We start from the raw sequence: 20,015 nt of genomic DNA, 5'->3' as shown, positions 1-20,015 counted from the left end.
AAAGCGCTAGCACCTGTTTTTATTGTTCATCCGTGAGGGCGCTGCACAGCTCCACGCGCAGCCGCCGCACCTGCGCACCCGTGTACGCCTGCAACCGCGCGGTGGCCTGTGCGGCCAGCGCATCGGGCGCCGGCGCGGTGAGCAGCAGCAACTCGGGCGCTCCGCTCGGGGTGACGGGTGCCGCCCACGTGCGGCGCCGCACCGTGACGCCCTCGCGGGCCAGCGCCCGTAGCACTGCCGTTTCGCACAGGGCCGCACCGGGCAGCAGGCGCAGCAGGTGCGGCGTCTTCACTGAGGCCATCGGCAGTACGGCAGGGGCGTCGCCCGCGCGGCGGTGGGTGCCCAGTGTGGGCACGCCAGGGCCCGTGGGTGCCGGGGAAGAAACAGCCGGCAGGCGCGCCAGGTCGATCAGGTCCGCCAGCACGGCGCTCGCCGTGGGCTCGCTGCCGGCGCCCGCGCCGCTGAAGAAGGCGCTGCCGGCCGCGTCGCTATGCACCAGCAGCCCGTTGGTCGCGCCGTCCAGCAGCGCCAGCGGGTGCCGCGCGGGCACCAGGGCCGGGTGCACGCGCAGCTGGATGGCCACGCTGCCCTCGCACTCCTGCTGCTCGGCCACGGCCAGCAGCTTGACGGCGTAGCCCAGTTGCGCGGCCGCGGCCACGTCGCCCCGCTGCAGGTCGCGGATGCCCTCGACATGCACGGCGTCCAGCCGCACCGGCATGCCGAACGCGTTGGCGGCCAGCAGCGCCAGCTTGTGCGCGGCGTCGGTGCCGTCCACGTCGAAGGCCGGATCGGCCTCGGCATAGCCCAGTGCCTGGGCTTCGGTGAGCGCGGCGGCAAAGCCGAGGCCCGCCGCCTGCATGCGCGTGAGGATGTAGTTGCTGGTGCCGTTGAGCACGCCTGCCAGCGCGGTGATGCGGTTGGCCGCCAGCCCTTCGCGCAGCGCCTTGATCACGGGCACGCTGCCGGCCACGGCCGCCTCGTAGGCCAGCACCCGGCCGTGGCGCGCGGCGGCCTGCGCCAGCGCCTCGCCGTGCGTGGCCAGCAGGGCCTTGTTGGCGGTCACCACATGCTTGCCATGCGCCAGCGCGGCCTGCACCCAGTCGCGTGCGGCGCCCGTGCCGCCGGCCAGTTCCAGCACCACGTCCACGCCGGGGTCGGTGGCCAGTTGCAGCGGGTCGGCCAGCAGGCGCACGCCGGGCGCGCCGTCCAGCGCCGCAGCGGCACGCGCGGTGTTGCGCGCGGCGACCGCGACGATCTCGATGGCGCGCCCCGCGCGTGCGTTGATGAGGTCCCGGTTGCGCCGCAGCACCCGCCACACGCCGCTGCCCACGGTGCCGGTGCCGATCATGCCCACGCGCAGGGCAGGGGGCGGGGCCGGGGCGCGGCGCGCACTGGCGTGCACCTCGGGCGAGGGGCTGAGCTGGGGTTCTACGAACATGTCTTTCTCCAAACACGGGCTGCAAAAGCCCACAAAAAAACCCAGCGGCCGGGGCTGGGTTTCGTTCGGAGGGGAAGAAGACACCAGGGGGCCGCCGGTGCGGCCACCCTGCGCGTGCGCTAGGCTGCCGCGGTGGTCATGGTGGTAATCATTCGTGCGTTCACACCCGATGCGCAGGCCCGCGCCGCGCCGGTGGCGGGGGTGCGTGGGTCAGAGCAAAGCAGTGTGAACAGCATGCGTGCAGTGTAGCGCAGGTGACGGTGCAGCGTGCTTTACTCTTGATTTGATAGCTGCTAGCGCTTGATGGACAAGCGCTAGAGGCGGTTTTGGTTTGAATGCCTAGGGATAAGAATCAGCAGCCGACGGCCTGGCCGTCGCGCCGGTGGTCGGAGCCCGCGGCGTAGGCGAAGCGGGTGCCGGGCGTGGCCTCCAGCCGGCGGATGATCTGCGCGCTGCCGAATTCCAGGCTGCCGGGCGCGGCCACCTGCGGGTCGTGCCCCAGCGCGCGCAGGCCCTCGACCACGGCGGCGGGCACGGTGTGCTCCAGCGTCAGCGCGCCCGCGTCGTTGATGCGCCAGCGCGGCGCGTCGGAGCAGGCCTGGGGGTTCAGGCCCTCCACGGCCTCGCGCAGCACCATCTGCACATGGCCCTGGGCCTGCATGTTGCCGCCCATCACGCCAAAGGCCATGTGGGGCTGGCCGCCGCGCGTGACGAAGGCGGGAATGATGCTGTGCATGGGCCGCTTGCCGCCCGCCACCTGGTTGGGGTGGCCCGGCGTGGTGACGAAGCCCATGCCGCGGTTGTGCAGCGCGATGCCCGTGCCCGGCACCACCACGCCCGAGCCGAAGCCCTTGAAGTTGGACTGGATGAACGACACCATGCGCCCCTCGCTGTCGGCCGTGCACAGATACACCGTGCCGCCGCTGCCGGGCTGGCCGGCGGGGTACTGGCCGGCGCGCTGCGGGTCGATGAGCGCTGCGCGCTGGCGCAGGTAGGCCGGGTCCAGCAGCTGCGCGGGGGTGAGGCGCATGTGGGCCGGGTCGGCCACGTGGGCGTACAGGTCGGCAAAGGCCACGCGCATGGCCTCGATCTCCAGGTGCATGCGCGCGGCCGAGCCCGCTGCGGTGCTGCGGTAGGGCAGATGCTCCAGCAGGCCCAGCGCCATCAGCGCGGCGATGCCCTGGCCGTTGGGCGGAATCTCATGCACCGTGCGGTCGCCAAAGGGCACGCTGATGGGCTGCACCCATTCCACGGCGTGCGCGGCCAGGTCCTCCAGCGCCAGGCCTGCGCCGTGCTGGCGCGCGTAGTCGGCCATGGCCTGCGCCAGCCGGCCGCGGTAGAACGACGCGCCGCGCGTGCGGGCGATGTCCGCCAGCGTGTCCGCCTGGTCGGCAAAGCGCCAGATCTCGCCCGCCTGCGGCGCGCGCCCGCCGGGTGTGAAGGCCTCGAAGCCCGGCTGGCCCTTGAGGTCGATGGCCGCTTGCGCCCACTGGCGCGCGATCACCGGGCTGACGGGAAAGCCGTCGCGCGCGTGGCGGATGGCGTCGGTGAACAGGTCTTCGAAGGGCAGGGCGCCAAAGCGCTCGGACAGTGCCACCCAGCCCGCCACGCCGCCGGGCGTGGTCACCGTGTCCCAGCCGATGCGCGGCATTTGCGGCAGGTGGGCAAAGCGTTCGGCCGACCAGGCGCGCGGCGCGCGGCCCGAGGCGTTCAGGCCGTGCAGCGCGGCGCCGTCCCACACCAGCGCGAAGGCGTCGCCGCCAATCCCGTTCATCACCGGCTCCACCACCGTGAGCGTGATGGCCGCGGCCAGGGCCGCGTCGATCGCATTGCCGCCGCGCGCAAACGCCGCCGCGCCGGCCTGCGCGGCCAGCGGCTGGGAGGTGGAGACCACGTTGCGCGCCAGCACGGGCTGACGGCCGGAGGGGTAGGGGAGTTGCCAAGTCATGGAAGCCGATCTGGAAGGGGAAGGAATGCCTGTTCGATTGTGCCGCCGCGAAGGCGCCGCCCTACTGCGGGGAGTTACGCACCATGCGGATCGCGTCGAACGGGCAGCGCAGCGCGCACAGTGCGCAGCCGGTACAGCCCGGCGCGTCATGCAGCACCGAGCGTTTGGGGCCGAAGCGCTCCGGTCCCTGCACCTGCAGCGACAGCACATGCGGCGGGCACACGCCCACGCACCAGCCACAGCCGGTGCAGCGCTGCAGGTCGATCGCGGGCAGGGCCTTGCGCGGGGCGGTCATCGGCGCAGCATGCCACGGCGGGCGCTACAGTGCGGGGCTTATGGCTGAATCCGCTGCTTCCATCACCCGCCACCTGCGCATCCACGGCCTGGTGCAGGGCGTGTATTACCGCAAATCCATGACCGAAGCCGCGCGCCGCCTGGGCGTGCAGGGCTGGGTGCGCAACCGCCAGGACGGCACCGTGGAAGCGCTGGCCAGCGGCGCCGCGCCGGCCGTGCAGGCGTTGATCGACTGGGCCCACGAGGGTCCGCCCGCCGCGCGGGTGGAGCGTGTGGAGGTGGCAGAGGCGCCCGCCTGCGACGCCCAAGGGTTTGAGCAGCGCGAGACGGTTTAAGTAAAATCGGCCTCTAGCGCTTATCCAGCAAGCGCTGGCAGCTATGGAAACAGGAGCTTGCCGGCGGCGGCCGTTCCGGCTGGGCGTCAGGCGAGCTGCCGCAGCAATTCCAGCGCGCCGGCGGGTGCCCGCTCCTTGGCGCCGTTGATGAAGTACACGAATACGTCGCGCGGCTGCTCGCCGCCGGTCCAGGCGCGCACGCCGGCGGCCCATTGCGCGATGGCCTCGGGCGTGTAGCCGGTGGGGATGTCGGCCTGGCTGCGCATCAGCCGCAGGTAGGCAAAGTCGGCCTCGGCGTCGGCCATCGCGGGGAATTTCTCGGAGTCCGTGCACACCGGCACGCAGCCGTAGCGGCGTGCCAGGGCGATGAAGGCCGGCGTGGCAAAGCTCTCGTGCCGCACGTCCAGCGCATGGCGCGGGCGGCGCCCATCCACTTCGCGCGGCAGCAGCGCCAGGAAGGCCTCGAAGTCCGCTTCCTCGAACCGCTTGCTGGGCATGAACTGCCAGACGATGGGGCCGAGCTTGCCCTGCAACTGCGCAATGCCGCTGCCCACGAAGCGCGCGATCGCATCACCCGCCGTGGCCAGCACCCGGCGGTGCGTCACCAGCCGGTGGGCCTTGAGCGAGAACATGAAGCCGTCGGGCGTTTCGTCGTGCCACTTGGCGAAGGTGGCGGGCTGGAAGGTGCTGTAGAACGTGCCGTTGACCTCGATGGCCGTGAGCTGGCGGCTGGCGTAATGCAGTTCCTTGGCCTGCGCCAGGCCCGGCGGGTAGAAACTGCCGCGCCAGGGCGCGAAGGTCCAGCCGCCGATGCCGACGCGGATGTGCGGGCGGCCGGTGGCGGTGTCCACGGCAGCGCCGCTCACTGCACCAGGGTGGCGCTGAGCGTGATCTCCGGCACCGCGGCCAGCGCCTTGGACAAGGGGCAGTTGGCCTTGGCGTCGGCGGCCAGCTTCTGGAAGGTGGCCTCGTCCATACCCGGCACCTTGGCCTTCAGCGTGAGCGCGATGCGGTCGATGAGAAAACCCTCGCCCTGCTGGGTCAGCCGCACGCTGGCCGTGGTGTCGACGCGCTCGGTGGCGAAGCCGGCCTTGTCCGCCGCGAACGAGAAGGCCATCGTGAAGCAGGCGGCATGCGCCGCGCCCAGGATTTCCTCGGGATTGGTGCCCTTGCGGTCGTCGCCAAAGCGGCTGGCAAAGCCATAGGGGTACTTCTGCAGCGCTTCGGTCTCGGTGCTGATCTGGCCCTGGCCGGCCTTGCCGCCGCCTTCCCAGTGAACGCTGGCCTTCTTCTCGGACATGGGAACCTCCACAGTGTGCAAAGACGCCCATGACACCATGCCGCGCGCGCGGCGCAGGTGGGCGGCCGCTGGCTTGCGGCGTGGGCCGCGTCCTACAGCGTGGTGGTCAGCCGCGGCGCTGCCGCTCGCGCGCGCCGTAGGCGCAGTAGCCGGGCTTGGGGCTTTTCTTCTGCGGATGCAGGCGGCAGGTCTCGGGCCGCTGCTCGTACACCGTGCACAGGCGCGTGGCGGCGTCCAGCAACTGGCAGTCGCCATTGGCGCGCCGCGCCAGGGTGAAGAGGGTGTTCTTGTGGTTGAAGTGGTCGATCAGCCGCGCCTTCTGCAGCCGTTTGGCGATGTGGCGGGGCTCTTCATGCTCGGCCTCGAAGGCGTCCACCAGGCCCAGGCGCACCAGGTCGGACAGGTGCACTTCCAGCGGCATGGTGCAGCAGTTGGCCGCGCAGCTCTCGCACAGGCCCGCGCGGTAGCGGGTCCAGGTGTCGACGCGGTCGACGTCGACGATGGCGATGGGGGATCTCATGGCGCGGGCGTGCAGGGCTGCGGGTCCAGCGGCCGGGCCTGCGCCGCCAGCGCGTGCAGCTCGTCGCCCGTGAGACGGTAGCGGATCCATTCGCTCTGCGGGCGTGCGCCCAGGCTGTCGTACAGCGCGATGGACGGTGTGTTCCAGTCCAGCACGCTCCACTCGAAGCGCCCGCAGTCGTGGTCCACGGCGATGCGGGCCAGTTGCCGCAGCAGCGCCATGCCTGCGCCCTTGCCGCGGTGCTCTGGCGAGACGTACAGGTCTTCCAGGTACAGGCCGTGGCGGCCCTGCCAGGTGGAGTAGTTGAAGAAGTACACCGCGAAGCCCACGGCGGTGCCGCCGGCCTCGCAGATCAGGCCGTGCACCTTGGGGTTGGCGCAGAACAGCGTGCGGTGCACGTGCGCGGGCGTGGCCAGCGCCTCATGCTCCGCTTTTTCATAGATCGCCAACTCCCGCACGAAGTGCAGGATCAGATCGGTGTCGTCAATGGTGGCGGGGCGGATGGTCAAGACGGTCATAACTGCCAACGGCTTTGGTGCAGCAGAAGTTCATTAAAAACGCAATGGTGTGGAGGGCTGCAACCGATGCATTGCTGCCGGTTGCTTTTTGCTAGCCATGACCTGCCATGCAGCGGTGGTGTTCTTCACGGTAGACAATAACAACTCAAACGCTGAAATTCCTCAAAAAATGATCGACTGGGTCCCTGTAATCTTCATCACGTTCAAGGTGCTCGTCTTCGGCACGTGCATGTTCTTTGCCATCAAATGGCATTACGACCAGGGGAACAAAGGAACGGACAGGCGCGCGCTGCTGCGCACGAGCGGCAAGGTCGTTGCCGTTTTCATGCTGGCGCTGCTGGCGGTGTTGCTCTTCACCTTCGGCCTTTCCAGGATGCTCGGTATGGATTTGCGCCTTCCGTGAGGGCTGCGACGGGCCTGGTCGTCTGAACTCAATCGCGATCTGGCGCGCCCAGAGGAAATAAGTGCCGGTAGGGCCTTGCCTCGCGCACTGCGCGGGCGAACGAGGGGCGATCGAGCAGACGAGCTCGATAGGCGCGGACATGAGGCAGTGACAGTGCCGCTGCTTGCGCATATGGCTGCATGGGGGCGGCACACGCATCCGAGCAGGGAGTTATCCGTGCGCGCAGAAATCCTGGAAAAAGGCGGGCCTGCGCTGTGGGACGCGTTCATGGCCGAACTGCGTCACCTCCATCTTGGCGCGGCACCTCCGGCGCGCTCCGTGTTCGACGAACTTCAGGCCGCGTACCTGAAAGCGATCCAATCGCGTAAGAAGGCCTGAGGTCTCGAAAATCAGACGTCGATGTTGCCCGCGCGCAGCGCGTTGGTCTCGATGAAGTCGCGGCGCGGCTCAACCTCGTCGCCCATCAGCATGGTGAACACGCGATCGGCCTCGATGGCGTCGTCGATCTGCACGCGCAAGAGGCGGCGCACCTCGGGGTCCATGGTGGTTTCCCACAGCTGCTCGGGGTTCATCTCGCCCAGGCCCTTGTAGCGCTGGCGGCTGGTGGTGCGCTCGGCCTCGAACGGATCCACCAAGCCCAGCCGCACCAGGTCTGCCATCTGTACCTCCAGCGGCATCGTGCAGCAGTTGGCCGCGCAGGTATCACACAGGCCCGCGCGGTAGCGGGTCCAGGTGTCGGGGCGGTCGACGTCGACGATGGCGATGGGGGAGCGCATAGGGGGTACTGGTAACGAAAACGCCCAACCGGCGGTTGGGCGTTCCTGTGGTGACGGGAGGTGTGCTCGCCCTCTATTTCTGTTGCGTGGCTTGCCTCCACCCCCAGGGGCGATGCAAGTGTATGCCAATCAACGCGCGTGGTGGTGGGCTCAGTCCCCGTACAGGACGTTGATGCGCGCCACGTACTTGGGTACAGCCCCGCTGACCCGCGCGCCGATGTGCGGCACGGAATCGGGCGAGAAGCCATGGCGGAAGAAGAGCGCTGCGCCCTTGCGGGGCGTGACCTCGACCCAGCGCCCATCGCGGCCGAGCAACTGGGTGTTGCCGCCCACGACGCCGTCCGAGGGATCGTTCAGGTACAGCAACATCGTCAGGCACGAACGCAGGCCGGACCATTCCTGCATCCACCGGCGGCTCGGGTCCAGGCCGTAGCCAGGCCAGTCGCCATCGATATGCCGGTTGAAGACGTCGTTGTCGTCGTAGCGGTACATATTGATGCGATGACTGAGCCGGCCGTGCAGGGCCGCGCCCCCGATGGCAGGCGGCAGCAGCGGCTGGATGCGCTGCATTATGGGCCCGAGCAGGGCCTCGTCCGCCACCCAGTGCACTGACTTGTTCATGCGCATGCCTGGCGGCGTGGAGATGCCGGGCGCCTCCTCGCGGTAGCCGAAGTGCTCGCTGGCTGCCACGATGCAGTCGGCCTCTGCGGCGGTGACCACGTCGTCGATGAAGAAGGCCAGGTAGCCGCCCAGGTCAATGTCGTGCCGGCGCGGCTGCAGGCTGGGCTGAGGCCCCAGGGCCAGGCAGGATGGCGTGCTTTCGAAGGCATGGACGGGGGTCTCGTGGACGACTCCACCCATGGGGAGCGAGCCCGGCATGCTGGCCACCACGCGTTGCGCTGGCCATGGGGTATCGGGGATCTGCCGCATTGCTTCACCAAGTCCCGGTGTTGGGCATGTCTTGCCAGGGCGCAGCCGGCGGCAGCGGCATGCCCTGCTGCAGTAGTTCGATGGAGATGCCGTCGGGCGATCGCACGAAGGCCATGTAGCCGTCGCGCGGGGGCCGCAGGATGGCCACCCCCTGTGCCCGAAGGCGTGCGCAGCTGGCGTAGATGTCCTCGACGGCGTAGGCCAGGTGCCCGAAGTTGCGGCCTCCGCCATAGTGCTCGGGGTCCCAGTTGTAGGTGAGCTCGACCTGGGCCTGCTCGTCCCCGGGTGCGGCCAGGAACACCAGTGTGAAGCGGCCTTGCGGCATGTCCTGGCGGCGCAGCACGCGCAGGCCCAGGGCATCGCAGTAGAAGCGAAGGGATGCATCCAGGTCTGTCACGCGGACCATGGTGTGGAGGTATTTCATAGGGTAGCTGCCGGCCTCAAGCCGGTCGGAAGTTGTTCTTGAGTTCGCGCAGCGTGGCAAACACGGCCACGTCGCCATCCGGGACTGTGGCGAGCGCGGCCAGGCCAGCGCGCAGGCCCGGATCGCGCGAGCGCAGGAAGGGATTGACCAAGCGCTCGGTGGCCAGTTGGCTGGGCAGCGTGGGTGCGCCGCGCGCGCGCAGTGCATCGCAATGTGAGATGTAGGCTTGCAGCGCGGCGTTGCCCGGCTCCACCGCCTGCGCGAACCGCAGGTTGGACAGGGTGTATTCGTGAGCGCAACAGACGCGCGTGGATGCCGGCAGGCCGTTCAGCCGGTCCAGCGAGGCCAGCATTTGCGCAGGCGTGCCCTCAAACAGCCGGCCGCAGCCGCCCGAGAACAGCGTGTCCCCGCAAAACAGCAGCGGCCCGCCCGGTACGTGATTGCCAAAGTAGGCCACGTGGCCGGCGGTATGGCCGGGGACGGCGATGACCTCGAAGTCCTGCCCCAGCACCTGCAGCCGGTCGCCCTCGCCCACGCGGGTGACGGGTTCGGGAAGCACCTCGCCCACGGGGCCGAAGACGGCGGCGCCGCTGTCCGCCACCAGCTCGGCCACGCCGCCGGTGTGGTCGTGGTGGTGGTGCGTCAGCAGGATGCCCGCCAGGATCAGGCCCTGCGCCTGCAACGCTGCGCGCACGGGGCCGGCATCGCCAGGGTCCACGACCCAGGCGTGCTGGCCGTCATGCAGCAGCCAGATGTAGTTGTCGCTGAATGCGGGGATGCACTGCAGTTGGGGCAAAGGGGCGGTGGTGTTCAGGCGCATGCGAGCTCCTCGGCCGCCAGCACCGGCCCCTGCTCCAGTTCGCAACTGGCGGCCAGGGCCGCGAGCCGGGCGACCACGCCATAGAGGTAGAAAGGGTTGGGCCCGCTCGTCCCCGGTGGCTGGCCGTGCTGCACCGACAGCGCTGCGGGGTCACAGGCCATGGGCTGGAACCGGGCGCCTGGCGCATTCAGGTTCTCGTCGGCACCGCGCTCGGCATGCAGGCGGTAGAACCCACCCACCACGGCCCGGTCGATCATGTACGCCACGGGCTCGGCCGTGGCACCGCCCACGCATTCGCGCGTCCGCACGCCTTCTTGCAGGATGACCTCGGACACCTGCAGGCCGTCCTTCACCACGGCCATCTTGTTGCGCGTGCGGCGGTTGAGCGCGCCTAGCTCGCTGGCGTCGCGCACCACCATGATGCCCATGCCGTAGGTGCCGTTGTCGGCCTTGACCACGATGAAGGGGCGCTCGGTGATGCCGTATTCCTTGTACTTGCGGCGGATGCGGTTCAGCAGCGCATTGGCTTGCTCTTGCAGGCGCTCCAGGCTGTGGCCTTCGGCGAAGTCGAGGTTGTCGCAATGGTCGAAAAGGGCTTGCAAAAGCCAGGGGTCCAGGCCCACCAGCTTGCCGAAGCGCTTGCAGACCTCGTCGTAGGCCTGGAAATGCCGGCTCTTGCGGCGCACATGCCAGCCAGCATGCAGCGGCGGCAGCAGCAATTGCCCTTGCAGGTCTTCGAGGATGCCAGGGACGCCGGCGCTGAGGTCATTGTTGACCAGGATGGCGCAGGGATCGAAGTCCCGCAGCCCGATCCGGTTGCCGCGCCGGAGCAGCGGCTCCAGAGTGAGTGTGCCCCCATCAGGCAGCGCCAGCGCCGTGGCCTCGGCGATGTCAGGGTTAAGGGAGCCTACCCGTACCTCCAGACCAGCGTCGCTCAGGATGCGCTGCAGTTGCGCCACGTTCTGCAGGTAGAAGCCATTGCGGGTGTGGTTTTCCGGCACCAGCAGCAGCCTGCGGGCCTGCGGCGCGCGCCGCTGCAGCGCCAGGCGTGCGGCCTGCGCCGCCGGCGGCAGCATCTCGGCCGAGAGGTTGTTCCAGCCGCCGGGATACAGGTTGGTGTCCACGGGCGCGAGCTTGAAGCCCGCGTTGCGGATGTCCACCGAGCTGTAGAAGACAGGGGTGTGCTGCGTCCACTCCAGGCGGAACCAACGCTCGATCGCCGGCGACGCGTCCAGAATGTGCTGACCAAGTTCAGAGGGGGCGCCGTCCAGCGCCGTGAGGAAATGGGGAACCATGATGACAACCTTTGCGGTTCAAGAAGCAGGGGCTGTCCACGCACACGGCGTTCCCCCGCACAGGCCGAGGCAACGCGGCGTTGCGCTCAGCGGTAGTGGCCGTGCTTTTCCAGCACTTCGATCTTGTAGCCGTCCGGGTCCAGGATGAAGAAGAAGCGCGCCAACAGTTCGTCGCCGCTCTTGAATTCCTTGACCGGCAACGGCTCGTAACCTGCGGCGATCAGCTCGGCGTGCCGCGCCGGCACGTCGTCCACCACCACGGCCACGTGGCCGTAGCCATCGCCATGCGTATAGGGCGTTTCGCGTCCCTTGTTCCAGGTCAGCTCAATCTCGGCGTCGTTCTCTTCGTTGCGCAGGTAGACCAGCGCGAAGTCAGGGAAATCCAGCCGGTGGGAGGGCGTGAGGTTGAAGACCTCGCGGTAGAACTTCAGGGATGCGTCCAGGTCGTGCACCCGGATCATGGTGTGAATCAGTTTGGCCATATGTTGCGTTATTGGTTGAGAGGGGTTGCCTCAGTGTGGGAGATGCTGGGGGTTGCGGACATGCGGCACGTGGCCACCTACGGCGTCTTCTACGGTTTCAGCCGCTTCGAGCTGGTCGCACTTTCGTCGAAGGTAGCGCAGGCACGTGACCCGCAGGAAAGAGGTGAAATTCAGCACATCGCCCCGGTGGCGCAGGATCTCGTCGTGGAACTGCACGATCAGGGTGTTGGTGGTAACCCCCTCTTCGGCCGCCAGGCGCGCCAGCGTGTCCCAGATGAAGTTTTCCATCCGGATGCTGGTCGACACCCCCCGGATGCGCACGGTGCGGGTACGCGATTCGTAAAGAATCGGATCGGCGGCAACGAAGAATTCACACATGGGGAGTCTCCTGCGTAGAGCGTTTGGGGCGTTGCTTACAGGGCGCGTTGCGCCATCTGCGAAGCGATGTAATCGGCCTGGCGAATCGCCAGCGACACGATCGTGAGCGTGGGGTTTTCCGCGCCGCCGGTGGTGAACTGGCTGCCGTCGCTGATGAACAGGTTCGGAATGTCGTGCGTCTGGCCCCACTGGTTGCAGACTCCGTCCTGGGCGCGTGCGCTCATGCGGGCGGTACCCATGTTGTGCGTCGACGGATAGGGCGGCGTGCGGAAGGTCTTGATCGCACCCGCCGCGCCGTAGATGCGCTCGGCCTGGGTGAAGGCGTGGTTGCGCATGGCAATGTCGTTGTCGTGGTCGTCGAAGTGCACGTTGGGCACGTAGTTGCCGTACTGGTCTTTGACGCTGGTGTTGAGTGTAACGCGGTTGGTCTCGCGCGGCATGTCCTCGCCCACCAGCCACATGCCGGCCAGGTTGGCGTAGTGATCCATCCACCAGGCGAAGTCAGCGCCCCAGCCGCCCGGGTTGAGAAAGGCCGCCATGAACGGAATGCCCAGCGACAGGGTCTCCAGCTCATAACCACCGGCAAAGCCGCGGCGGGTGTCGTGGCGGGCTTCGTCGCGGACGATGCCGGCCATGGTGGTGCCGCGGTACATGTGGACCGGGTTCTTGAAGGCTGCGTACACCGATCCGGTCATGTGGCGCATGTAGTTGCGGCCCACCTGGCCGGACGAGTTGGCCAAGCCATCCTTGAACATGTTGGATGCGGACAGCAGCAACAGGCGCGGCGTTTCGATGGAGTTGCCGGCCACGCAGACGATGCGTGCTTTCTGGCGCTGCTCCTTGCCGTCCTTGTCCATATAGACCACGCCGTTGACGCGTCCCGCGGCGTTGTGCTCGATGCGGGTGACGTGGGCTTCGGTGCGCAATTCAAAATTGCCCGTGGCGTCGGCCGCCGGCAGCTCGGTGTACAGCGTGGACCACTTGGCGCCGCTCTTGCAGCCTTGAAAGCAGAAGCCCAACTGCAGGCACCTGCCGCGCCCGTCGCGCGGTTGGCTGTTGACGGCCATGTTGCCGGTGTGCACCTCTTTGTAGCCCAGCTTGGTGGCGCCGTTGTACATCACCTTGAAGTTGTTGTTGCCCGGAAGACCCGGGATGCCGTTGGTGCGGGTCACACCCATCTTGTTTTCGGCCTTGGCGTAGTAGGGCTCAAGGTCCTTGTACGTGATGGGCCAATCCAGCAGGTTGGCACCCTTGATGTCGCCATAGACGGTCTTGGTGCGGAACTCATGCTCCTGGAAGCGCAGCGATGCGCCGGCCCAGTGCGTGGTGGTGCCGCCCACGGTCTTGCAGATCCAGGCCGGCAAACCAGCAAAGTCCTTGGCGAGGCGCCAGCTGCCCGAGGTGGTGCGCTTGTCCAGCCACGCCAGTTGGCTGAAGGCCTTCCATTCGTCGTTGATGAAGCTGGCGTTGGACTGCTTGCCGCCCGCCTCCAGCACGACGACCTTGATGCCCTTTTGGCACAGCTCGTTTGCCAGGGTACCGCCGCCCGCGCCGGAGCCGATGATGACGACCACCGAGTCGTCGCTGTAATCAAATTTGGCCATGAGTGTCTCCTGGTGCGCCCAATCGCTGAGGGGCACGCTTTATTAATAAGTGAGTGCGAAATGCCGGAAGATGGGCGGCGTTCAGCCCAGATAGGGCGCTGGGCTGGCCTCGGCGGAGGGCGCGGGCAGCCACTTCAGGTCCTGGAAGCCGCGCAGGAGATAACCACCTTTTTCCCAGGCCGAGCCTTCGTAGCCGAAGACCGCGAAAGCCATCTCGTTGTCGTAAAGGGAGGTGACGCATTGGCCGCGCACCGTATTGAAAAAGTCCTGCCCCTCCATGGCCTTCACCGCTTCAAGGCGGCGCTGCTTGCTGGCCTTGAGGAAGCTGCCACCTGCCAGGTGGTCCAGGTTCTGAATGCCGGCCTGGAGCATCTTCGCCTTTTCCGGATCGGCCGCGGCACGGCCGTCGAGGTCCTTGGCCAGCAGCGCGTACACCGCGTCGGGAAGCTTGGCGTGCGGGAACAGCACCCGGCCCATCTGCAGCAGGGTGTTGCCCTCGACCTGGCTCAGTTGCTTGAGCTCCAGCGCCCAGGCGGTGGAGGGTGCCAGCAGCGCGAGCGTGCTGCCAGCGGCCAGCGTCCCCATCAGCACGCCCGAGCCTTTGAGCAGGCTGCGGCGGGTCAGGGGCAGCTGCGTGGCCGGCGTGGAAGATTCGTGCGCCTGCTTTTGAGAAATTGGGATGAATTGCATGGTGTCGTCTCCGGTATGACTGGCTTGGTGGCACTTTCTCTACACGGGTGAAATTCTAAAAATCAGCCCCAAGGGGTAGGTCATAACGGAATACCTACAGGGATTCCCCTAGGGCAAATGCTTTCAACAGACGATTTACGCAACGGTCGTGATATTTAACGCGTTTTCTGGCCGATTTGCAGGCGGAGGAGTTAAAGGACTGCGCAGCAATCCTGTGCAGTCCTAAGCGATGGGTGGCTGTGATCGCAGCCGGCGCATACCCGACCTGCCGGGCCGGGACAAAAAAAAGGAACGCGGTTGCGTTCCCTTTTTTTTCCTGTCACTGGCTAATTCATGCCAATACCCAGACTGGAGAGTTTCGACTCAGACGTCGATATTGCCCGCCCGCAGCGCATTCGTCTCAATGAAGTCCCGGCGCGGCTCCACCTCATCCCCCATCAGCATCGTGAACACGCGGTCCGCCTCGATCGCATCGTCGATTTGCACGCGCAGCAGGCGGCGCACCTCGGGGTCCATGGTGGTCTCCCACAGCTGCTCGGGGTTCATCTCGCCCAGGCCCTTGTAGCGCTGGCGGCTGGTGGTGCGCTCGGCTTCGCTGATCAGCCAGGCCATGGCCTGGCGGAAGTCGCCCACCTTTTCCTCCTTGGCCTTCTCGCCCTCGCCACGCGTGACCTTGGCGCCTTCCTGGATCAGCCCGCGGAAGCTCTCGGCGGCCTGGGCCAGGGCGGCGTAGTCGTCGCCGGCCACGAAGTCCTGCGTGATCAGGCTGCTCTTGATGTTGCCATGGTGGTGGCGGCTGATGCGCAGGATGGGCTTGTCGGTGCGCGGGTCGATCTCGCCCGCCACATCGGCGGGCACACCGTTGGTGTTGAGCTCGCGCAGCTTGGCCTGCAGCTGCACGGCGCTGGCCTCGGCGTCCTGCAGGGTGTCCAGGTTGAAGACCACGCCGTCGGCCACGGCGCGCAGCGCCTCGGCATCCATGAAGGCGGATAGGCGCGCGATCACCTGCTCGGCATGCTGGTGCGTGCGCGCCAGCTGGGCCAGTTCGTCGCCGGCCAGCGTGCGGGGCTGGTTGCCGCCGGTGGTGATGCTGGCGTGGTTCAGCGCCACGCGCAGCAGGAAGGTGTCCAGCGCCGCGGCGTCTTTCAGGTACAGCTCTTCCTTGCCGTTCTTCACCTTGTACAGCGGCGGCTGGGCGATGTAGATGTGGCCGCGCTCCACCAGCTCGGGCATCTGGCGGTAGAAGAAGGTCAACAGCAGCGTGCGGATGTGGGCGCCGTCCACGTCCGCGTCGGTCATGATGATGATGCGGTGGTAACGCAGCTTGGCCACGTCGAAGTCGTCAGCGCCGCTCTTGCCCGATTCCACGGCGGCCTTGCCGATGCCGGTGCCCAGGGCGGTGATGAGGGTGACGATTTCGTTGCTGGACAGCAGTTTCTCGTAGCGCGCCTTCTCCACGTTCAGGATCTTGCCGCGCAGCGGCAGGATGGCCTGGAACTTGCGGTCGCGCCCTTGCTTGGCGGAGCCGCCGGCGGAGTCGCCCTCCACGATGTAGATCTCGCACAGCGCGGGGTCTTTTTCCTGGCAGTCGGCCAGCTTGCCGGGCAGGCCCATGCCGTCCAGCACGCCCTTGCGGCGTGTCATCTCGCGTGCCTTGCGCGCGGCCTCGCGGGCGCGCGCGGCCTCGACGATCTTGCCGCAGAGGATCTTCGCGTCGTTCGGTTTTTCTTCCAGATAGTCGGTGAGCGCCTTGGCGACGATGTCCTCGACCGGCGCGCGCACTTCGGAGCTGACCAGCTTGTCCTTGGTCTGGCTGCTGAACTTGGGTTCGGGCACCTTCACGCTCAGGACGCAGCACAGGCCTTCGCGCATGTCGTCGCCGCTGACCTCGACCTTGGCCTTCTTGGCCAGCTCGTTCTGCTCGATGTACTTGCCGATCACGCGCGTCATCGCCGCGCGCAGGCCGGTCAGGTGCGTGCCGCCATCACGCTGCGGGATGTTGTTGGTGAAACAGAGGACCTGCTCGTTGTAGCCGTCGTTCCACTGCATGGCCACTTCGACGCCAATCTCGGTGCCGGGGATGCCGCCGTAGGTCTCGGCCGGGCGCGCGCCCGTGGCGTGGAAGGCCGTGGGGTGCAGCACCTTCTTGGTGCCGTTGATGAATTCCACAAAGCCCTTGACGCCACCGGCACCCGAGAAGTCATCTTCCTTGCCGGTGCGCTCGTCGATCAGGCGGATGCGCACGCCGTTGTTCAGGAAGGACAGTTCGCGCAGGCGCTTGGCCAGGATCTCGTAATGGAAGTCGCTGTTCTCCTTGAAGATCTCGGTGTCGGGCAGAAAGCGCACCTCAGTGCCGCGCTTTTCCGAGGGGCCGATGACCTTCATGGGCGAGACCTCGAAGCCATCCACGATCTCGATGAGACGGTTCTGCACCACGCCCTTGGAGAACTCCAGCTGGTGCGTCTGCCCGTCGCGGCGCACGGTCAGGCGCAGCTTCTTGGACAGCGCGTTCACGCAGGACACGCCCACGCCGTGCAGGCCGCCCGAGACCTTGTAGCTGTTCTGGTTGAACTTGCCGCCGGCGTGCAGCTCGGTCAGGGCGATCTCGGCGGCCGAGCGCTTGGGCTCGTGCTTGTCGTCCATCTTCACGCCGGTGGGAATGCCGCGGCCGTTGTCCACCACGCTGATGGAGTTGTCGGTGTGGATGGTGACGACGATGTCGTCGCAGTGGCCGGCCAGGGCCTCGTCGATGGAGTTGTCCACCACCTCGAAGACCAGGTGGTGCAGGCCGGTGCCGTCGGACGTATCGCCGATGTACATGCCCGGACGCTTGCGCACGGCCTCCAGGCCCTCCAGGATCTGGATGGCGCCCTCGCCGTAGCCGTCGCTGCCGGCGACCGATGCGACGGGCTGCTCGGCCGGGGCGGAAATGGGCTGTTCGGGGGCGGGCTGCGATTGCTCTGCGGTCATGAAAGGGCTGCCTTCGGTCCAGGCGCACCGGCACGGCGTGCCGGCGGCCTTATAGGAATCAAATGTGCCGCTAGCGCCCGTCCATCAAGCGCTAACAGCTATCAAAATAATAGTATGTCAGATGCGCATGGGCATCACGACGTACTTGAAGTGCTCGTTGTCGGGGATGGTCATCAACGCGGAGCTGTTGCCATCGGCCAGGTCGACCTTCACCATGTCCTGGCCCATGTTGGCCAGGGCGTCGATGAGGTAGCTGACGTTGAAGCCGATCTCGATGGCGTCACCGCCGTAGTCGATGTCCAGCTCGTCCACCGCCTCTTCCTGCTCGGCGTTGTTCGACGCCACACGCAGCAGGCCGGGTTCGATGTTCAGGCGCACGCCCTTGAACTTGTCGCTGGTCATGATGGCCGTGCGCTGCAGGCTGGCCAGCAGCGGGGCGCGGCCCAGGGTCACGCTGTTGTGGTGGTTCTTGGGAATCACGCGGTTGTAGTCGGGGAACTTGCCCTCCACCAGCTTGGTGACGAACTCCATGCCGCCGAAGCTGAACTTGGCCTGGTTGTTGGCGAACTGCATCTCGATGGCGCCGTCGGCGTCCGACAGCAGACGCTGCAACTCCAGCACGGTCTTGCGCGGCAAGATGACCTCCTGCTTGGGCACTTCCACGTCCAGCTGCGCGCTGGCGAACGCCAGCCGGTGGCCGTCGGTGGCGACCAGCGAGAGCGTAGTGCCCTCGGCCACGAACAGGATGCCGTTCAGGTAGTAGCGGATGTCCTGCACTGCCATGGCGAACGACACCTGCCCCAGCAGGCTCTTCAGGACCTTCTGCGGCACGCTGAAGGCGGGGCCGAAGCTGGCGGCCTCCTGCACCAGCGGGAAGTCCTCGGCCGGCAGCGTCTGCAGTGTGAAGCGGCTCTTGCCGCCCTTCAGGATCAGCTTGGACTGGTTGGACTCCAGGCTCACCGTCTGGTCGGCGGGCATGGTCTTCAGGATGTCGATGAGCTTGCGTGCACCCACCGTGGTGGTGAAGTCGCCCGTGTCGCCGCCCAGCTCGGCCGTGGTGCGGATCTGGATCTCCAGGTCGCTGGTGGTGAGCTGGATGGCATTGCCCGTCTTGCGCAGCAGCACATTGGCCAGGATGGGCAGCGTGTGGCGGCGCTCGACGATGCCGGCAACCGATTGCAGAACGGCGAGAACCTTGTCTTGTGTGGCCTTCAGGACAATCATGTCGTCAACCTTTGGTGGTTTTTGGGGATAGGTGCGCAGACGGCGGCATGGGCAGTGCCCCCTCCCGGGCCGTCCAACGCGCCATTTTGCCCGCGAACGGGCGTGCTTTTGCGGGGGGCGGTCCTTTTCGCTCCATGGGGTGCGTCAACCCTTCAGCGTCTGCTCGAGCACGTGCAGCTGCTGGTTGAGTTCGGTGAGCTGCTGGCGTTCGGCGCCAATCTTGCGCACCGCGTGGAGCACCGTGGTGTGGTCGCGCCCGCCGAACAGCTCGCCGATCTCGGGCAGGCTCTTTTGCGTGAGCTCCTTGGCCAGGTACATGGCGATCTGCCGCGGGCGGGCGATGCTGGCTGGACGCTTCTTGCTGTACATGTCCGCGACCTTGATCTTGTAATAGTCGGCCACGGTCTTCTGGATGTTTTCCACCGAGATCTGCCGGTTCTGTATCGACAGCAGGTCGCGCAGCGCTTCGCGCGCGAGTTGGATGGAAACTTCCTTCTGGTTGAAGCGGCTGTAGGCCAGGATCTTGCGCAGCGCGCCTTCGAGTTCGCGCACGTTGGAGCGCACATTCTTGGCCACGAAGAAGGCCACCTCTTCGGGCATCTCCGACCCTTCAGCGCGCGCCTTGTTGATCAGGATGGCCACGCGCATTTCCAGCTCGGGCGGCTCGATCGCCACCGTCAGCCCAGAGTCGAAGCGCGAGACCAGCCGCTCGTGGATGTTGGCCAGACCCTTGGGATAGGTGTCTGAAGTCATCACGATGTGGCTCTTCTTGGCCAGCAGCGCCTCGAAGGCGTTGAAAAATTCTTCCTGCGTGCGGTCCTTGTTGGCAAAGAATTGCACGTCGTCGATCAACAGCAGGTCGAGCGAGTGGTAACGCTCCTTGAAGTCGTCGAAGGTACGGCGCTGGTATGACTTGACCACATCCGAGACGAACTGCTCCGCATGGATGTAGAGAACCTTGGCGTCGGGACGGTCCTGCAGCAGCTTGTTGCCCACGGCATGCACCAGGTGGGTCTTGCCCAAGCCCACGCCGCCATAGATGAACAGCGGGTTGTACAGGTGGCCGGGCGAGCCGGCCACGTGCATCGCCGCCGAGCGCGCCATGCGGTTGGCCGTGCCCTCCACCAACGTCTCGAAGGTCAACGCCGGGTTCAGGCGCGTGCGGAAGGCGCCGGCAGGCGCCTCGTCGGCCGTGGGGTGGGCGGACGGTGCATCGCCGGTGGCGGGGGTCTCTGGCGCCGTGGGACGGACGTAAGTCCTGACAACGGATTCCCGCTGAGCAAGCGCTAACTCCAGTGTGACCGGTTGGCCGTACAGACCTTCCAGCAGGGCCGAGATGCGGCCGGCATACTGTGCGCGGATCCAGTCGAGCTTGAAGCGGTTGGCCACCAGCAGGGTGACCTTGGAAAAATCGGGGGCGACCTGGGCCACCAGGGGCTTGATCCAGGTGTTGAACTGCTGTTCCGGGAGGTCCTGCGCCAGCTGTTCGGCGCAGGCCTGCCACAGACCCTGGCCGGCGCTGGCGCCGTCGCTGTCGTGGCTGGAGGAGTGAAGTCCCTCGTTCATTTCAGGTGATTCTTGTTGTGGATAGGAGGAACGGTACAAGGCCCGCGATTCTAGCTTGTCAAGGAGTTATCCACAATCTGAGCGAGGCGGTAAGGGGGCA

At 66.8% G+C, this 20,015-nt stretch carries 21 protein-coding genes and 2 pseudogenes; 3 read left to right on the top strand and 20 right to left on the bottom strand.

Translation table 11 applies throughout. From position 1 onward, the window contains the following. Positions 1-19 precede the first annotated feature (19 nt). The 3 genes from MRB47_RS00115 to MRB47_RS00105 all read right to left on the bottom strand — a co-directional run bounded on the left by MRB47_RS00115 (position 20) and on the right by MRB47_RS00105 (position 3,681). A complete protein-coding gene (locus MRB47_RS00115; protein WP_252101547.1) occupies positions 20-1,438 on the bottom strand; it encodes a homoserine dehydrogenase in 1,419 nt (472 codons plus the stop codon). Positions 1,439-1,790: 352 nt separating this feature from the next. Next, complete coding sequence (locus tag MRB47_RS00110; RefSeq protein ID WP_252101546.1) at positions 1,791-3,386, bottom strand: gamma-glutamyltransferase family protein; 1,596 nt, start codon at positions 3,384-3,386, stop codon at positions 1,791-1,793. A gap of 61 nt (positions 3,387-3,447) precedes the next feature. Then, positions 3,448-3,681, bottom strand: a complete 234-nt coding sequence (locus tag MRB47_RS00105; protein WP_252101545.1) for an ATP-binding protein — start codon at positions 3,679-3,681, stop codon at positions 3,448-3,450. A gap of 40 nt (positions 3,682-3,721) precedes the next feature. Between MRB47_RS00105 and MRB47_RS00100 the strand changes: the two genes are divergently transcribed. Beyond that, the gene (locus MRB47_RS00100) at positions 3,722-4,015 is read left to right on the top strand and encodes an acylphosphatase (protein ID WP_011807227.1); all 294 of its coding nucleotides are present in this window, start codon (positions 3,722-3,724) and stop codon (positions 4,013-4,015) included. A gap of 86 nt (positions 4,016-4,101) precedes the next feature. Here MRB47_RS00100 and MRB47_RS00095 read toward each other — a convergent pair whose 3' ends face one another. The 4 genes from MRB47_RS00095 to MRB47_RS00080 form a co-directional block, all read right to left on the bottom strand. After that, entirely contained in the window at positions 4,102-4,866 is a 765-nt protein-coding gene (locus MRB47_RS00095; RefSeq protein WP_252101544.1) for a DUF72 domain-containing protein, read from the bottom strand. A gap of 11 nt (positions 4,867-4,877) precedes the next feature. Then, positions 4,878-5,315, bottom strand: coding sequence for an OsmC family protein (locus tag MRB47_RS00090; protein WP_011807225.1), 438 nt, complete (start codon positions 5,313-5,315; stop codon positions 4,878-4,880). Between the two features lie 106 nt (positions 5,316-5,421). Then, positions 5,422-5,835, bottom strand: a complete 414-nt coding sequence (locus MRB47_RS00085) for a YkgJ family cysteine cluster protein (protein WP_252101543.1) — start codon at positions 5,833-5,835, stop codon at positions 5,422-5,424. Beyond that, positions 5,832-6,353, bottom strand: a complete 522-nt coding sequence (locus tag MRB47_RS00080; protein ID WP_088888006.1) for a GNAT family N-acetyltransferase — start codon at positions 6,351-6,353, stop codon at positions 5,832-5,834. Before MRB47_RS00080 ends, MRB47_RS00085 begins: the two co-directional genes overlap by 4 nt. Before the next feature lie 169 nt (positions 6,354-6,522). Between MRB47_RS00080 and MRB47_RS00075 the strand changes: the two genes are divergently transcribed. After that, a complete protein-coding gene (locus tag MRB47_RS00075) occupies positions 6,523-6,756 on the top strand; it encodes a hypothetical protein (protein WP_252102656.1) in 234 nt (77 codons plus the stop codon). A 28-nt stretch (positions 6,757-6,784) separates the two neighbouring features. Here MRB47_RS00075 and MRB47_RS00070 read toward each other — a convergent pair. Beyond that, positions 6,785-6,958, bottom strand: a pseudogene (locus MRB47_RS00070) (glutathione S-transferase family protein); the annotation flags it as partial. A gap of 14 nt (positions 6,959-6,972) precedes the next feature. Here MRB47_RS00070 and MRB47_RS00065 point away from each other — a divergent pair. Then, positions 6,973-7,134: a hypothetical protein gene (locus MRB47_RS00065; RefSeq protein ID WP_252101542.1), complete on the top strand. Its 162-nt coding sequence runs from the start codon at positions 6,973-6,975 to the stop codon at positions 7,132-7,134. 11 nt (positions 7,135-7,145) lie between these two features. Here MRB47_RS00065 and MRB47_RS00060 read toward each other — a convergent pair. The 12 genes and pseudogenes from MRB47_RS00060 to dnaA all read right to left on the bottom strand — a co-directional run. Continuing rightward, positions 7,146-7,376 (bottom strand): annotated as a pseudogene (locus tag MRB47_RS00060) (hypothetical protein); the annotation flags it as partial. A gap of 306 nt (positions 7,377-7,682) precedes the next feature. Further along, complete coding sequence (locus tag MRB47_RS00055; RefSeq protein WP_252101541.1) at positions 7,683-8,393, bottom strand: 2OG-Fe(II) oxygenase; 711 nt, start codon at positions 8,391-8,393, stop codon at positions 7,683-7,685. Positions 8,394-8,466: 73 nt separating this feature from the next. After that, entirely contained in the window at positions 8,467-8,886 is a 420-nt protein-coding gene (locus MRB47_RS00050) for a VOC family protein (RefSeq protein ID WP_252101540.1), read from the bottom strand. 16 nt (positions 8,887-8,902) lie between these two features. Next, positions 8,903-9,706 carry a hydroxyacylglutathione hydrolase gene (gene gloB / locus MRB47_RS00045; RefSeq protein ID WP_252101539.1) on the bottom strand — a complete coding sequence of 268 codons (804 nt, stop codon included), beginning with the start codon at positions 9,704-9,706 and terminating at the stop codon, positions 8,903-8,905. Continuing rightward, positions 9,697-11,001 (bottom strand): glutamate--cysteine ligase, encoded by a 1,305-nt coding sequence (gene gshA / locus MRB47_RS00040; protein WP_252101538.1) that lies wholly within the window; start codon positions 10,999-11,001, stop codon positions 9,697-9,699. The genes gloB and gshA overlap by 10 nt, the downstream gene beginning before the upstream one ends. Before the next feature lie 86 nt (positions 11,002-11,087). Beyond that, positions 11,088-11,483, bottom strand: coding sequence for a VOC family protein (locus tag MRB47_RS00035; protein ID WP_252101537.1), 396 nt, complete (start codon positions 11,481-11,483; stop codon positions 11,088-11,090). Between the two features lie 30 nt (positions 11,484-11,513). After that, positions 11,514-11,861 carry a ribbon-helix-helix domain-containing protein gene (locus tag MRB47_RS00030; protein WP_082759123.1) on the bottom strand — a complete coding sequence of 116 codons (348 nt, stop codon included), beginning with the start codon at positions 11,859-11,861 and terminating at the stop codon, positions 11,514-11,516. A 35-nt stretch (positions 11,862-11,896) separates the two neighbouring features. Continuing rightward, the gene (locus tag MRB47_RS00025) at positions 11,897-13,465 is read right to left on the bottom strand and encodes a GMC family oxidoreductase (RefSeq protein WP_252101536.1); all 1,569 of its coding nucleotides are present in this window, start codon (positions 13,463-13,465) and stop codon (positions 11,897-11,899) included. Between the two features lie 81 nt (positions 13,466-13,546). Beyond that, entirely contained in the window at positions 13,547-14,155 is a 609-nt protein-coding gene (locus MRB47_RS00020; RefSeq protein ID WP_252101535.1) for a twin-arginine translocation signal domain-containing protein, read from the bottom strand. Between the two features lie 363 nt (positions 14,156-14,518). Then, positions 14,519-17,125, bottom strand: coding sequence for a DNA topoisomerase (ATP-hydrolyzing) subunit B (gyrB, locus tag MRB47_RS00015; RefSeq protein WP_088888639.1), 2,607 nt, complete (start codon positions 17,123-17,125; stop codon positions 14,519-14,521). A 117-nt stretch (positions 17,126-17,242) separates the two neighbouring features. Then, positions 17,243-18,349 (bottom strand): DNA polymerase III subunit beta, encoded by a 1,107-nt coding sequence (dnaN, locus tag MRB47_RS00010; RefSeq protein ID WP_012655124.1) that lies wholly within the window; start codon positions 18,347-18,349, stop codon positions 17,243-17,245. 144 nt (positions 18,350-18,493) lie between these two features. Then, positions 18,494-19,915, bottom strand: a complete 1,422-nt coding sequence (gene dnaA, locus MRB47_RS00005; RefSeq protein WP_012655123.1) for a chromosomal replication initiator protein DnaA — start codon at positions 19,913-19,915, stop codon at positions 18,494-18,496. Between the last annotated feature and the right edge of the window lie 100 nt (positions 19,916-20,015).

Source organism: Diaphorobacter sp. LI3 (assembly GCF_022807955.1).
In the GTDB taxonomy this organism is placed as follows: domain Bacteria; phylum Pseudomonadota; class Gammaproteobacteria; order Burkholderiales; family Burkholderiaceae_C; genus Diaphorobacter; species Diaphorobacter nitroreducens.
This window is presented reverse-complemented; position numbering and strand designations above follow the sequence as displayed.

Excerpts from the sequence above, each read along its gene's own strand:
- MRB47_RS00115 (WP_252101547.1), bottom strand. The coding sequence starts at position 1,438 with ATGTTCGTAGAACCCCAGCTCAGCCCCTCGCCCGAGGTGCACGCCAGT.
- MRB47_RS00110 (WP_252101546.1), bottom strand. The coding sequence starts at position 3,386 with ATGACTTGGCAACTCCCCTACCCCTCCGGCCGTCAGCCCGTGCTGGCG.
- MRB47_RS00105 (WP_252101545.1), bottom strand. The coding sequence starts at position 3,681 with ATGACCGCCCCGCGCAAGGCCCTGCCCGCGATCGACCTGCAGCGCTGC.
- MRB47_RS00100 (WP_011807227.1), top strand. The coding sequence starts at position 3,722 with ATGGCTGAATCCGCTGCTTCCATCACCCGCCACCTGCGCATCCACGGC.
- MRB47_RS00090 (WP_011807225.1), bottom strand. The coding sequence starts at position 5,315 with ATGTCCGAGAAGAAGGCCAGCGTTCACTGGGAAGGCGGCGGCAAGGCC.
- MRB47_RS00085 (WP_252101543.1), bottom strand. The coding sequence starts at position 5,835 with ATGAGATCCCCCATCGCCATCGTCGACGTCGACCGCGTCGACACCTGG.
- MRB47_RS00080 (WP_088888006.1), bottom strand. The coding sequence starts at position 6,353 with ATGACCGTCTTGACCATCCGCCCCGCCACCATTGACGACACCGATCTG.
- MRB47_RS00075 (WP_252102656.1), top strand. The coding sequence starts at position 6,523 with ATGATCGACTGGGTCCCTGTAATCTTCATCACGTTCAAGGTGCTCGTC.
- MRB47_RS00055 (WP_252101541.1), bottom strand. The coding sequence starts at position 8,393 with ATGGGTGGAGTCGTCCACGAGACCCCCGTCCATGCCTTCGAAAGCACG.
- MRB47_RS00050 (WP_252101540.1), bottom strand. The coding sequence starts at position 8,886 with ATGAAATACCTCCACACCATGGTCCGCGTGACAGACCTGGATGCATCC.
- gloB (WP_252101539.1), bottom strand. The coding sequence starts at position 9,706 with ATGCGCCTGAACACCACCGCCCCTTTGCCCCAACTGCAGTGCATCCCC.
- gshA (WP_252101538.1), bottom strand. The coding sequence starts at position 11,001 with ATGGTTCCCCATTTCCTCACGGCGCTGGACGGCGCCCCCTCTGAACTT.
- MRB47_RS00035 (WP_252101537.1), bottom strand. The coding sequence starts at position 11,483 with ATGGCCAAACTGATTCACACCATGATCCGGGTGCACGACCTGGACGCA.
- MRB47_RS00030 (WP_082759123.1), bottom strand. The coding sequence starts at position 11,861 with ATGTGTGAATTCTTCGTTGCCGCCGATCCGATTCTTTACGAATCGCGT.
- MRB47_RS00025 (WP_252101536.1), bottom strand. The coding sequence starts at position 13,465 with ATGGCCAAATTTGATTACAGCGACGACTCGGTGGTCGTCATCATCGGC.
- MRB47_RS00020 (WP_252101535.1), bottom strand. The coding sequence starts at position 14,155 with ATGCAATTCATCCCAATTTCTCAAAAGCAGGCGCACGAATCTTCCACG.
- gyrB (WP_088888639.1), bottom strand. The coding sequence starts at position 17,125 with ATGACCGCAGAGCAATCGCAGCCCGCCCCCGAACAGCCCATTTCCGCC.
- dnaN (WP_012655124.1), bottom strand. The coding sequence starts at position 18,349 with ATGATTGTCCTGAAGGCCACACAAGACAAGGTTCTCGCCGTTCTGCAA.
- dnaA (WP_012655123.1), bottom strand. The coding sequence starts at position 19,915 with ATGAACGAGGGACTTCACTCCTCCAGCCACGACAGCGACGGCGCCAGC.